Annotated in this window: 13 protein-coding genes; 6 read left to right on the top strand and 7 right to left on the bottom strand. The window is 53.2% G+C overall.

What is annotated here, in order from left to right; genetic code table 11:
• Positions 1–88: 88 nt before the first annotated feature.
• A complete protein-coding gene (gene gstA, locus JBO43_RS00280; protein WP_103949074.1) occupies positions 89–694 on the top strand; it encodes a glutathione transferase GstA in 606 nt (201 codons plus the stop codon).
• Positions 695–785: 91 nt separating this feature from the next.
• Here gstA and pdxY read toward each other — a convergent pair whose 3' ends face one another.
• The 5 genes from pdxY to anmK all read right to left on the bottom strand — a co-directional run bounded on the left by pdxY (position 786) and on the right by anmK (position 5,369).
• Positions 786–1,646, bottom strand: a complete 861-nt coding sequence (gene pdxY, locus JBO43_RS00275; protein WP_202673449.1) for a pyridoxal kinase PdxY — start codon at positions 1,644–1,646, stop codon at positions 786–788.
• Between the two features lie 65 nt (positions 1,647–1,711).
• The gene (gene tyrS / locus JBO43_RS00270; protein ID WP_202673448.1) at positions 1,712–2,986 is read right to left on the bottom strand and encodes a tyrosine--tRNA ligase; all 1,275 of its coding nucleotides are present in this window, start codon (positions 2,984–2,986) and stop codon (positions 1,712–1,714) included.
• 125 nt (positions 2,987–3,111) lie between these two features.
• Positions 3,112–3,768, bottom strand: a complete 657-nt coding sequence (gene pdxH, locus JBO43_RS00265; RefSeq protein ID WP_202673447.1) for a pyridoxamine 5'-phosphate oxidase — start codon at positions 3,766–3,768, stop codon at positions 3,112–3,114.
• 57 nt (positions 3,769–3,825) lie between these two features.
• Positions 3,826–4,149 (bottom strand): C-type lysozyme inhibitor, encoded by a 324-nt coding sequence (mliC, locus tag JBO43_RS00260; protein WP_095281816.1) that lies wholly within the window; start codon positions 4,147–4,149, stop codon positions 3,826–3,828.
• 95 nt (positions 4,150–4,244) lie between these two features.
• A complete protein-coding gene (gene anmK, locus JBO43_RS00255) occupies positions 4,245–5,369 on the bottom strand; it encodes an anhydro-N-acetylmuramic acid kinase (RefSeq protein WP_202673446.1) in 1,125 nt (374 codons plus the stop codon).
• Positions 5,370–5,625: 256 nt separating this feature from the next.
• Between anmK and slyB the strand changes: the two genes are divergently transcribed.
• Both slyB and JBO43_RS00245 read left to right on the top strand, forming a co-directional pair.
• Complete coding sequence (slyB, locus tag JBO43_RS00250) at positions 5,626–6,093, top strand: outer membrane lipoprotein SlyB (RefSeq protein ID WP_095281814.1); 468 nt, start codon at positions 5,626–5,628, stop codon at positions 6,091–6,093.
• Positions 6,094–6,295: 202 nt separating this feature from the next.
• Entirely contained in the window at positions 6,296–7,657 is a 1,362-nt protein-coding gene (locus JBO43_RS00245; RefSeq protein WP_202673445.1) for a sensor domain-containing diguanylate cyclase, read from the top strand.
• 36 nt (positions 7,658–7,693) lie between these two features.
• Here the strand turns inward: JBO43_RS00245 and slyA are convergent, their stop codons facing one another.
• Positions 7,694–8,134 (bottom strand): transcriptional regulator SlyA, encoded by a 441-nt coding sequence (slyA, locus tag JBO43_RS00240; protein WP_095281812.1) that lies wholly within the window; start codon positions 8,132–8,134, stop codon positions 7,694–7,696.
• A gap of 186 nt (positions 8,135–8,320) precedes the next feature.
• Here slyA and JBO43_RS00235 point away from each other — a divergent pair, with 186 nt between their 5' ends.
• Genes JBO43_RS00235 through JBO43_RS00225 form a run of 3 tightly spaced genes read left to right on the top strand, consistent with a single transcriptional unit; the run spans position 8,321 to position 11,453 of the window.
• Positions 8,321–8,557 (top strand): DUF1656 domain-containing protein, encoded by a 237-nt coding sequence (locus tag JBO43_RS00235; RefSeq protein ID WP_095281811.1) that lies wholly within the window; start codon positions 8,321–8,323, stop codon positions 8,555–8,557.
• Between the two features lie 2 nt (positions 8,558–8,559).
• Positions 8,560–9,420: an efflux RND transporter periplasmic adaptor subunit gene (locus tag JBO43_RS00230; protein ID WP_202673444.1), complete on the top strand. Its 861-nt coding sequence runs from the start codon at positions 8,560–8,562 to the stop codon at positions 9,418–9,420.
• A complete protein-coding gene (locus JBO43_RS00225; protein ID WP_202673443.1) occupies positions 9,420–11,453 on the top strand; it encodes an FUSC family protein in 2,034 nt (677 codons plus the stop codon). The genes JBO43_RS00230 and JBO43_RS00225 overlap by 1 nt, the downstream gene beginning before the upstream one ends.
• On the opposite strand, the gene sodC is transcribed toward JBO43_RS00225, so the two are convergent.
• Positions 11,432–11,950 carry a superoxide dismutase [Cu-Zn] SodC gene (gene sodC / locus JBO43_RS00220; protein ID WP_202673442.1) on the bottom strand — a complete coding sequence of 173 codons (519 nt, stop codon included), beginning with the start codon at positions 11,948–11,950 and terminating at the stop codon, positions 11,432–11,434. The two genes, JBO43_RS00225 and sodC, sit on opposite strands and share 22 nt — an antisense overlap.
• Between the last annotated feature and the right edge of the window lie 2 nt (positions 11,951–11,952).

The following is an 11,952-nucleotide window of genomic DNA, read 5'->3' as shown; positions in this document are numbered from 1 at the left end:
AGAGAAGCCGCTAACTGTGCGTTAGCGGCTTTTTTTTTATTAGCTCGCGCATTAACATGTCCATAACCTCAGCAAAAAGGAGTTACCGATGAAACTGTTCTACAAACCAGGTGCCTGTTCACTTGCATCGCACATCACTCTGCGCGAGAGCGGCAAAGATTTCACGCTGGACAGCGTAGACCTGATGAAAAAACGTCTGGAAAATGGCGAGGACTATTTCGCGATTAACCCGAAAGGACAGGTTCCGGCTCTGGTGCTGGACGACGGTACCCTGCTTACCGAAGGCGTGGCGATCATGCAGTTCCTCGCGGACACCGTACCGGATCGCCAACTGCTGGCACCGACAGGCAGTATTTCACGCTACAAGACGCTGGAGTGGCTTAACTACATCGCCACCGAGTTGCACAAAGGCTTTACCCCGCTGTTCCGCCCTGATACCCCAGAAGAGTACAAGCCAACCGTTCGTGCCCTGCTCGAGAAAAAGCTGCAGTACGTTAACGAGTCTCTGAAAGACGATCAGTGGATTAGCGGTCAGCGCTTTACCATCGCCGATGCGTATCTGTTTACGGTTCTGCGTTGGGCGCGTGCGGTGAAGCTGAATATGGAAGGGTTAAGCCATATTGAGTCGTATATGGAACGTGTAGCGGCGCGTCCGGGCGTGGCGGCAGCGTTGAAAGCTGAAGGGTTGAATTAAGTCGTTTTTGCCGGGTGGCGGCTTCGCCTTACCCGACCTACGTGTTGTTGCTTCTGTAGGCCGGGTAAGCGCAGCGCCACCCGGCAATATTTTAAAGCTGTGTCGCGCTAAAGTAATGCTCCGGCTTCGCGATACGATCCTGCGCCGCAACCACCTGCAACTCATACTCATCCATCTGTTTTGTCGCGATCATGATTTCGTACACCGCGGCGGTCACGTGTTCTAACGCATCTCGAAGCGAGGCACCCTGCAACAGTTTCACCAGCAATAACCCGCTGGTGACATCGCCCACGCCAACGGGCTGGCGCACACCAAAGTCGACCAGTGGACGGCTGATGTGCCAGGCTTCGTCTTTTGTCACCAGCAGCATTTCAAAGCGGTCACCGCTGATTCCCGCACGGGCCAGGTGTTTCACCAACACGATTTCAGGCCCCTGAGCGATCAGTTCCCGTGATGCGACAACGGCTTCTTCGACGCTATTCACCGGATGCTCGCAGAGGATTTCCAGCTCGATCAGATTTGGCGCAATAATGTCGCTGGCAGGCATCGCATGACGCACGTGGAACTCCGCCACGCCCGGCGCCACAATGCACCCTTTTTCCGGATGACCCATCACCGGGTCGCAGAAGAATTTGGCCGACGGGTTCGCCGCTTTCACCTGACGTACAATACCGAGGATATGCTCACCCTGCTCCGCCGACCCCAGATAACCGCTCAGAACGGCGTCACAGCGCTTCAGTTGGTCGATATCCGCGATACCCTGCACTATCTCCGTCAGATGCGAGGCAGGCAGCACGCAGCCGGTCCATTTACCGTATTGCGTATGGTTAGAGAACTGAACGGTATTGAGTGGCCAAACGTTGGCCCCCAGGCGGCGCATGGGGAACTCGGCAGCGCTATTGCCGGCATGACCAAAAACAACGTGGGACTGAATGGCGAGGATGTTATTCATTTTTCTTACCACAACCCTGACAAAAGAAAAGGGCGTGGTTTCCCACGCCCCTCAAACACATGTTATTACTTCCAGCAAACCAGACAGTAATTCTTTTTACCGCGACGCAGCAGCGTGTATTTGCCATACAGGCGATCGCTGTCGGAGAAGGTGTACTCCGGATCGGCCTGCTTTTCACCGTTGATGGTGATCGCGTTCGACGCAATAGTTTTACGCGCCTGGCCGCGAGACGGCTGCAGCTCGGAATCAACCAGCGCCTGCATCAGGTCAGCACCCTTTTCCATCTCAACCATCGGCACGCCATCCTGCGCCAGCTGTTGGAAATCTTCAGCGCTCAGGTCGCTCAGGGTTCCGTTGAACAGGCTTGCGGTGATGCGTTTCGCCGCTGCCAGACCGTCTTCACCGTGCACCAGGCTGGTGACCTGATCGGCCAGCACATACTGCGCGCGAGGGGCTTTGCCGCTGTTTTTGTCTTCTTCTTCCAGGGCATTGATCTCTTCAATGTCCATAAAGGTGAAGAATTTCAGGAAGCGATAAACGTCCGCATCGGCGGTGTTGATCCAGAACTGGTAGAATTTGTACGGGCTGGTTTTCTTCGGATCGAGCCAGACTGCGCCACCTTCGGTTTTACCGAATTTGGTGCCATCCGCTTTGGTGATCAGCGGAACGGTCAGGCCGAAGACCTGGTTCTGATGCAAACGACGCGTCAGGTCGATACCGGACGTGATGTTGCCCCACTGGTCGGAACCGCCAATTTGCAGGGCCACGCCGTGCAGTTTGTTCAGGCAGGCAAAGTCATAACCCTGCAGCAGATTGTAGGAGAACTCGGTGAAGGAGATGCCCTGATCGTCACGGTTCAGACGCTGCTTAACCGCTTCTTTGTTGATCATCTGATTAACGGAGAAGTGCTTGCCGATATCACGCAGGAAAGTCAGCACGTTCATGCCGCCAAACCAGTCGTAGTTGTTGGCTGCGATCGCGGAGTTTTCACCACAATCGAAATCGAGGAATGGCGCAACTTGCTTGCGAATTTTGTCCACCCACTCCTGCACAGTGTCTTCCGTATTCAGTTTACGCTCGGCGGCTTTGAAGCTCGGGTCACCAATCAGACCGGTCGCACCACCCACCAGCGCCACAGGCTTATGGCCCATTTGCTGGAAGCGTTTCAGGCATAACAATGGAACAAGATGCCCCAAGTGCAAGCTGTCAGCGGTGGGATCGAAGCCGCAATAGAGCGCGATCGGGCCTTGCGCCAGTCGCTCTGCTAACGCTTCTTCGTCCGTCACCTGGGCCACCAGGCCCCGCTCTTGCAATTGTTTAATCAAGTTACTGCTTGCCATCAAATTCTCCATGTATAAACGACTGCACCTCTGTCGGTACACGACTTTTCGCCTAACGCGAAAGTGACATAGAATAAAGCGCCAGCCCATCCAGCGCTAGCGCTTAAGACAACAAATTTCGCCGATTACGGAGCCAGACGGTCGATTTTCCACGCGTCGTTGTCGCGCTGGTATAAAAATCGGTCATGCAGGCGATGTTCGCCGCCCTGCCAGAACTCCATCTGTTCGATGGGCACGCGGAATCCGCCCCAGAAGCTCGGGAGCGGCACTTCACCCTGCTGGAATTTTTGTTTAAGTTCGAGGAATTTGCTCTCCAGCACGCCGCGCGCCGAAATACGGCTCGACTGTCTGGAGACCCAGGCGCCAATCTGGCTGTCGCGCGGACGACTGTGGAAATACTTCAGCACTTCAAACGTCGACAGGCGTTCGGCTTTGCCCGTCACCATCACCTGACGCTCCAGCATATGCCAGGGGAACAGCAGGCTGATGCGTGGGTTGTTTTCGAGATGATGGGCTTTACGGCTGCCGAGGTTGGTATAAAACACCAGCCCTTTTTCGTCGTAATGTTTCAGCAGAACAATACGCTGATACGGCTGACCGTTTTCATCCACCGTCGCGACGACCATCGCCGTGGGATCGGCCAGTTTGGCCTCACAGGCCTGTTTCAGCCAGCGTTCAAAAAGCACGAGTGGTTCAGCGGGAAGGTCCGGACGGCGCAGGCCGCCTTTGGTGTATTCACGGCGCAGATGCGCGATTTGCTGCAATTCTTCGTTATCTGACATGGCGTTAGCTGAAATTAGAATTGGGTGGCGCTATTGTGCGCCGCCCCTGGAAAAATCTCAACGCTTCGGATTCTGCAACTCGCAGTTGCTTAGCACCACGCGGTCGCGTTTGTAGACCGTAGCATCATCCCCTTTCGACCAGAAAACATAAATCCCGTCGGTGTAACGCGCTCCGGACGCGGACATTCCTTGTTTCAGGTTCAGCATTTTATTGTCATAGATGAAACTGGCTTCCTGACGCGGGTTATTCAGCTTCACGGTCAGCGGTTTTTCGTCGCAGCGGTACTCCAGCGTGTCGGTATTCATGCGATCGACGAACTGGTTGTAGTAGCTGCAACCCGCGAGTAAGAGAGGGGCGAAAACGAGAAGGTATTTTTTCATGGGCCTGTTCCGAAGACTATCCTGGTCATGGAGGGTGAAGTCACCCTCCTGTATTCCTGTGGATTTTAACCGTAACAGCCAGACCTTTGTTTCAGTTAACTCTGATTCTGACGCGGGTTAGCCGGAAAAATCGCGCCCAGCACGCTGGCTTCACGCGCCCCGGTGACAGAAGGCAGATTACCAGGCAATCCAGCAACCGTACGCCAGGCAAGCCAGGCGAAGGCCAGCGCTTCCATGTCATCACCGCTGATCCCGGCCGCGTCGGTGGTTGTCACTTCGATACCAGACAGCAGTGCAGCGAGGCGCGCCATCACCAGCGGATTACGGCTGCCGCCACCGCAAACGAGCAGACGTTCACAGCCGCCGCTCAGCAAGACCTGTTCAGAAATAGAAATGGCCGTCAGCTCCACCAGCGTCGCCTGTACATCCTGCGGGGCCAGTGCCGGGAACGGGGCGAGCAGACGTTCAAGCCAGCCGTAGTTGAAATATTCCCGTCCGGTGCTTTTTGGAGCCGGCGCCGCAAAATATGGGTCGCTCAGCATCGTTTGTAACAGCGGGAGAATGACTTTCCCTTCGCAGGCCCACTGCGCGTCTTTATCATAGGCTTTGCCGCGCTGACGCCAGATCCAGGCGTCCATCAGCATGTTACCCGGTCCCGTGTCGTAGCCGCGCACCGGTTGCCCAGGAATCAGCATCGACAGATTGGCAATACCGCCAATATTGAGCACCATACGACGTTCAACCGGATGCGCCAGCAGCGCCTGATGAAAGGCCGGAACCAGCGGCGCGCCCTGCCCACCAAGGGCGATATCACGACGACGGAAATCCCCGACCACGGTGACACCGGTTTTCGCCACAATCTGATTATTATCGCCAATTTGCATTGAATGCGGCGCATCACCCAGCGGTTCGTGCCAGACGGTTTGCCCGTGACAGCCAATCGCTACCACGTCCTGCGGCTGAAGATTTTCCTGCTTCATCAGCGCCAGAACTGCATCGGCAAACAGCGATCCCAGTTTTACGTCCAACTGCCCAAGCTGCGACAGGGTCAATTGCTGGCCCTGACAAATGCTCAGAATCGCTTCCTTCAGTTCGACGGGGATAGGCCAGGTCAAACTTGCCTGTTGCGCCACCATGTTTTCATCAATAGCGGCAAGGACAACATCGACTCCGTCAAGACTGGTGCCGGACATAACACCGATATAGCGACCCGATTTCATGCACTTTCCTTAATTAGCCTGGGCGTGGGGTCACCACTCCACCATAAACGGAGGGGTATTTCTATGACGCACTAATATTTTTTTAACAATGTCAGATCTCAAACATCCCAGGCGCTTTGTTTATGTCTCGTTAAGTCAAATTCAAGTACAATTTTCTTATTGTTAGTGCAAAGATATGATCTATGGCTCCCAATGCCATATAATTTAGCCATAACGGATGCTCAGATTGAGCGTTTTGGGTGAACAGGAGATTCAAATGATTTTACGTGTACTGGGCGTTTCACTGATTGGGTTAACTCTGGCTGGCTGCGTGAACAACGACTCCCTTTCTGGTGACGTTTACACCGCCTCCGAAGCCAAACAAGTTCAGAACGTCACTTACGGTACTGTTGTTAACGTTCGCCCGGTTCAGATCCAGGGTGGCGACGACAACAACGTGATTGGCGCAATTGGCGGTGCCGTGCTGGGTGGTTTCCTGGGTAACACCGTCGGTGGTGGCACTGGGCGTTCTCTGGCAACCGCTGCAGGTGCTGTTGCGGGTGGCGTAGCCGGTCAAGGCGTTCAAGGCTCAATGAACAAAACTCAGGGCGTTGAGCTGGAAATCCGTAAAGACGACGGCAACACCATTATGGTGGTGCAGAAACAGGGCAACACTCGTTTTTCTAGCGGCCAACGTGTTGTACTGGCGAGTAACGGTAGCCAGGTTACTGTATCCCCGCGCTAATTCTCTGATGGATGTGGCTCACGGCCACATCCATACTTATTAAGTATCATTCATATTCTTTATTCGCTTTAAATACATTCACCGCACAAATTAATAACGCAGCATTATATTGTCCCCGCGCAAAGTATTTCCTCTGGAATTTGATAAGATCGCGTCTCATTACCCCTGTTAAATAACGCACTATCTGCCAGTTAAATTGCCTATGATTTTGATTAATCGACATATGGGAAACCGCTATGTTTCCTTTTTCTTTGCCTGCCTGGTTTTTTTTGGTCTATTTCACGCCTTTTATTCGAAAATAGCCGTTTTTGTCCCGGCGCTGTCACCCTTTTTATTCCCAACCCTGACGATATTTCTGCTGGTATTTCATTTGTTTATTGCCTTTTTTATGGCGATGAAATACTGGTGCGATAAAGATCGGGTTTTCCTGCTCGCCATTGCGTTTGCCTTTGCGGGTTCTGCCATTCTGCTGGCCGGAACGATGAGCAACTTTCCAGGGTGGCTAAACCCCTATGGCACGCATCGTATCAACTACAATGACGCGATGATTTTCTTCATGATGCGTAACATCATGATGGCCTGCCTGTTCATCCTCGCAACGGTGCTTTTTACATTGCGTCACTATCCATTAACGCGTTTGATGTATAAATTCATCATCTGCGGGATATTTATTTTTACGGCAACCATGATTACCCTGACATGGCTCTGGTCAAGCCATAGCAGTTTGCTGTCACTGGATTTGGTCAATAATGAAAGTCGACAGATGACGGTATTATGGAGTCAGGTGGTTAATATTATTCTGATTGTCCTCTGGATAACCGCATTAATAACCATGCTGGCCATTACGCGTCTGCGTAATCTATTTTGGGTCAGCGGCAGTTTTTTATGTGTCTGCTATGTAATTACCCTGGCCACTCTTTTATCGTCAGATCACGTTGAGGGGTTTGCCTGGTATCACTCACGGCTATTCGAAACGACAGCCACCCTGCTGATTATTTTTGCCCTACTTCACGATGTTTTTAGTCTCTACCGGGTTTCACATCTTAAATACCAGCAGTCTTACCAGAATTCCATCCGCGATGCCCTGACGCGACTCTACAACCGCAGCTACTTTTACGAATCCTTGAGTCACTCGCTCAGTACGACTTCTGCAAGCAAACCCGTGTCGGTGATTGTCAGCGATCTGGATCGTTTCAAACGCATTAATGACACCTACGGGCATCTGCAGGGTGACAAGGTCTTGCAGTTTGTCGCCAATCTGCTGATGGATTCAGTACGCCCGCAGGATATCGCCGCACGCATCGGCGGAGAGGAGTTTGTCTTGCTGCTGCCGAATACGCCTTCTGAGGCAGCAAAACAGGTGGCGGAACGCATTCGCTTGACGCTGAGCAGTTTTGACCGTGACACAACGCATGGCGAACTTCCGGAACCGATTACCATCAGCATGGGCATTTATACTGCGCAGTCGCCAATGGTCACTGCCGAGGAGTGCGTCGAACGCGCGGATAAAGCCATGTATGAAGCTAAAGCGACGGGGCGAAATCGGGTAGTCGTGTCCAAATAAAAAGAAAGCCTTGCGTAGCAAGGCTTTTTTATGGCGTTAATCGCGGGTCTGGAGCTCATTGATGTTCTGCTCAAGACGAGCAATCATATCAATCAGCTGTTCCAGCTCAGCAGGCGTTATCCCGGACAGGATCTCCCCTCGCGTTTTACTGATAACAGCTTCCATCTCAGTGATGATAGGTGCTGCTTTCTCAGTGAGCTTAATGCGTTTGGCACGGCGATCGCTGGCGCAGGTTTGCCGGGAAATCAGCCCCTTCTCCTCCAGCTGATCGAGCGTACGCACCAGTGACGGCTGCTCAATGCCGATCGCTTTTGCCAGTTGGATTTGCGACTGCTCGGGCGGTAACTGATGAATGTTATGCAGCGTAACCCAATGCGTCTGCGTCAATTCCAGAGGTTTCAGGCGATGGTCAATCAGAGCACGCCAGATGCGTACCAACCTTGCCAGATCAGAACCTAGTGGCGATTCCAATTTCATCTCCTTATAATTAGCTTGCTAAGTTATTATACTGATTTTAGAATAGTGTGCAGCATTTATATTGGCAAAACAAATGCAATACTGCATTCATCAATTTTGAACGAATGATTTACACTTAATTAAGGCACTTCATCGTGTTAACACAGACCCTCTGGGTCCATTTACCACTGCAAAGGATCTCTGCTCGTGAAGTTCTCTTTTAGCTGTGCAGGGTTACCCCTTCAGGACCTGATTGTCGGTGCATCCGTCTATTTCCCGCCTATTTTTAAAGCCGTTATGCTGGGTTTTCTGATCTGGCTTGTGGCCCACCGACTGCTGCGTGACTGGATGTATTCCGGTGAAATCTGGCATCCCATGCTGATGGATCTGTCGTTGTTTACTCTTTCCGTATGCCTTGGCCTGGCTCTGTTGATTGCGTGGTGAATATGTCCCTGAAAACCCTTAAATATTTTTCCAGTTTGTTTGTTCTGGCCCTGGCTGTGATTGCTGGCTGGTGGCTGTGGAATTATTACATGCAGTCTCCGTGGACGCGCGACGGCAAAGTCCGCGCCGAGCAGGTCAGTATCACCCCACAGGTGTCTGGCAGTATCACCTCTCTGCTCATTAAAGATAATCAGAAAGTCAAAGCAGGAGATGTGCTGTTCCGCATTGATGAGACGCCATTCCATATCGCTGTGCTCAACGCCCAGGCGCAGGTAGCAAAGGCGCAGTCCGATCTGGCAAAAGCGAATAATGAAGCTAATCGTCGCCGCCACCTGCCGCAAAATTTCATCTCTGCTGAAGATCTGGATACCGCTAATATCAACGTAAAAGCCATGCAGGCTAGCGTAGAAGTGGCGGAAGCGACGCTCAAAGAAGCCCAGTGGCAGCTGACGCAAACGGTGGTTAAAGCGCCCGTTGACGGATGGGTCACCAACTTATCCACACGCGAAGGTAACTATGCCACCCAGGGCCAGCCAGTTTTTGCCCTGGTGGATAGCCACTCATTCTATGTCGTCGGCTATTTTGAAGAGACCAAACTGCGCCATATTCGGGAAGGCGCCTCTGCGCAAATCACTCTGTACAGCGGCTCGACGGTGTTACAGGGTCACGTTTACAGTATCGGGCGCGCTATTTACGATCAGAGTGTCGAAACTGACTCTGGCTTAGTGCCTGATATTAAACCGAATGTGCCGTGGGTGCGTCTGGCCCAGCGGGTGCCGGTTCGCGTTGAATTTGATAACCTGCCGAAGGATATCACCCTGGTCTCCGGTACGACCTGCACCGTGTCTATCGGAACGCGCTGATGAACATCCGCGCTTTCTCGTGGCGCAATATGCCGTGGTTTAAAGCTTCCCCGGCGCAGTGGCGATATGCTTTGCGCAACGGTATCGCCATGTGTCTGGCGCTCACGGTGGCCTATTATCTGAATCTGGATGAGCCCTACTGGGCCATGACCTCTGCCGCGGTGGTCAGCTTTCCCACCGTCGGTGGCGTAATCAGCAAAAGTCTCGGGCGCGTTGCAGGGAGCCTGTTAGGGGCAACGGCGGCATTAATTATCGCCGGACACACGCTTAACGATCCGTGGCTATTTTTATTCAGCATGGCCGCCTGGCTGGGGTTTTGCACCTGGGCCTGTGCCCATTTCACCAATAACGTCGCCTATGCTTTCCAGCTGGCGGGTTACACCGCCGCCATTATCGCCTTCCCGGTGGTCAATATTCTGGATACCACTGAGCTGTGGGATATCGCCCAGGCGCGCGTATGCGAAGTGATCATCGGTATCCTGTGTGGCGGCGTAATGATGATGATCCTGCCGAGCACTTCTGACGGTACCACGCTCATCTCGGCGTTAAAAACCATGCATGTGCGTCTGCTGGAACACGCGAGTTTGCTTTGGCAACCTGATTCCAGTGATACCATTCGTCTTGCCCACGAAAAAGTTATCGGGCAGATCCTCACCATGAACTTGCTGCGTATTCAGGCTTTCTGGAGCCATTACCGCTTTCGTCGGCAGAATAAGCTGTTGAATTATCTTCTCCATCAGCAGTTAAGAATGACCAGCGCCCTCTCCGGTCTGCGAAGAATGCTGCTCAACTGGCCAAATCCGCCTGAAAACACCCGCGAAATTATCGATCGCCTTCTGGCGGCGCTGGCGAATCCGCAGACGGATATGTTAGCAGTAGCGCGCATTCTTGCCCCTCTCGCCCCAACGGATGAATATGATTATCGACATCGCGCGTTCTGGCAGCGCCTGCTCTATTTCTGCCGCTTATATTTACGCAGCAGCCGCTGGATAAAAGCCGTTGAGGATGCCACGCCGATTACCGAATTTAATGTACCGGGCAGCCCCGCGCTGGCAAGACACACGGACAATATGGAAGCGTTATGGAGCGGGTTTCGCACCTTCTGCGCCCTGACGCTGGTTGGCGCGTGGAGCATCACCACCCAGTGGGAATCCGGTTCGGCGGCGCTGACGCTGGCGGCCATCAGTTGCGTGCTCTATTCCGTCGCGGCCTCGCCCTTTAACTCCCTGACGCTGCTCCTGCGCACCCTGATTTTACTTTCGCTGTTCAGCTTCGCCGTGAAATTTGGGCTGATGGTACAGATAACCGATCTGTGGCAATTCCTGTTATTCCTGTTCCCGCTGCTCACCACGATGCAGCTACTGAAATTGCAAATGCCAAAACTCGCGGGATTATGGGGGCAACTGATCGTCTTTATGGGCTCGTTTATTTCAGTCACCAATCCACCGGTATATGATTTTGGTGATTTTCTGAATGACAATCTGGCGAAGATTTTGGGCGTTGGACTGGCCTGGCTGGCGTTTGCGGTTCTGCGCCCTGGCTCCGATGCGCGTAAAAGTCGGCGTCACATTCGAGAACTGCGCACGGGGTTTGTCGATCAGCTCAGCCGCAAACCCCACCTTAGCGAAAGCGAATATGAATCACTGGTATATCATCACGTTAGCCAGTTGAACAACAGTCAGGACGAGTTATCACGTCGCTGGTTGCTGCGCTGGGGCGTAGTGTTATTGAACTGTTCGCACGTGGTGTGGCAACTGCGGGCATGGGAAACCCGTTCCGACCCGCTGTCTCAGGTGCGCGATATTTGTATTTCCTTGCTACGGGATGTGATGAGTACTCGCGGCGTCCAGCAGCGCCCGCTGGCCATTACCCTCGCCGAACTGCAACGTATTTGCGACACGCTCGCGCACCACCATCTGCCGGTAGCGCGCGATTTAGCCTCACTGATCTGGCGTTTACACTGCTCGCTCTCTCAGCTGGAACAAGCCCCACCACCGGGCACGATTAGCGATCAAATCACTCCGCAAGCGTAACGCGCCCCGCCACCACCTAAGGGTTTAGGCTGATCGGACATGTTATCCCCGCCGACGTGGATCATCAGCGCTTTGCCTTTTATCTCATCCAGTTTTTTCAGACGCGGAGCCACCACCGGATCGGTGGCTTTGCCGTCGTTATTGACCACCAGCACGGGCAAGTCACCTTCGTGCCCGGCGCCTTCCGGCCCTTCGTGTTTACCGGTGTGATGCGGGTCAAAATGACCACCAGCAGCTTCTGCCGCAGAGGCTTTCCCTTCTTTCAGTGCCGGCTGACAACTGCCTTTGGCGTGAACATGAAAACCATGTTCACCGGGAGGAAGTGCTTTGAGATCGGGCGCAAACTCCAGCCCTTTATCGGTTTCGCTGATGGTGATAGAGCCTATGGACTGGCCAATCCCCTGCGAGGTGACGAGATTCATTTCAACTTTGTCGCTGGCTGCCTGCGCGCCTGCGCAAACCACCAGCGTCATAACTGCCAGAGCAAAACGCTTCATAT

Source organism: Lelliottia jeotgali, from assembly GCF_016771845.1.
GTDB classification, from domain to species: Bacteria; Pseudomonadota; Gammaproteobacteria; order Enterobacterales; family Enterobacteriaceae; genus Enterobacter; species Enterobacter jeotgali.
This window is presented reverse-complemented; position numbering and strand designations above follow the sequence as displayed.

Bases quoted from the DNA above. Each gene is read 5' to 3' on its own strand.
- gstA (WP_103949074.1), top strand. From the start codon at position 89: ATGAAACTGTTCTACAAACCAGGTGCCTGTTCACTTGCATCGCACATC.
- pdxY (WP_202673449.1), bottom strand. From the start codon at position 1,646: ATGAATAACATCCTCGCCATTCAGTCCCACGTTGTTTTTGGTCATGCC.
- tyrS (WP_202673448.1), bottom strand. From the start codon at position 2,986: ATGGCAAGCAGTAACTTGATTAAACAATTGCAAGAGCGGGGCCTGGTG.
- pdxH (WP_202673447.1), bottom strand. From the start codon at position 3,768: ATGTCAGATAACGAAGAATTGCAGCAAATCGCGCATCTGCGCCGTGAA.
- mliC (WP_095281816.1), bottom strand. From the start codon at position 4,149: ATGAAAAAATACCTTCTCGTTTTCGCCCCTCTCTTACTCGCGGGTTGC.
- anmK (WP_202673446.1), bottom strand. From the start codon at position 5,369: ATGAAATCGGGTCGCTATATCGGTGTTATGTCCGGCACCAGTCTTGAC.
- slyB (WP_095281814.1), top strand. From the start codon at position 5,626: ATGATTTTACGTGTACTGGGCGTTTCACTGATTGGGTTAACTCTGGCT.
- JBO43_RS00245 (WP_202673445.1), top strand. From the start codon at position 6,296: ATGATTTTGATTAATCGACATATGGGAAACCGCTATGTTTCCTTTTTC.
- slyA (WP_095281812.1), bottom strand. From the start codon at position 8,134: ATGAAATTGGAATCGCCACTAGGTTCTGATCTGGCAAGGTTGGTACGC.
- JBO43_RS00230 (WP_202673444.1), top strand. From the start codon at position 8,560: ATGTCCCTGAAAACCCTTAAATATTTTTCCAGTTTGTTTGTTCTGGCC.
- JBO43_RS00225 (WP_202673443.1), top strand. From the start codon at position 9,420: ATGAACATCCGCGCTTTCTCGTGGCGCAATATGCCGTGGTTTAAAGCT.
- sodC (WP_202673442.1), bottom strand. From the start codon at position 11,950: ATGAAGCGTTTTGCTCTGGCAGTTATGACGCTGGTGGTTTGCGCAGGC.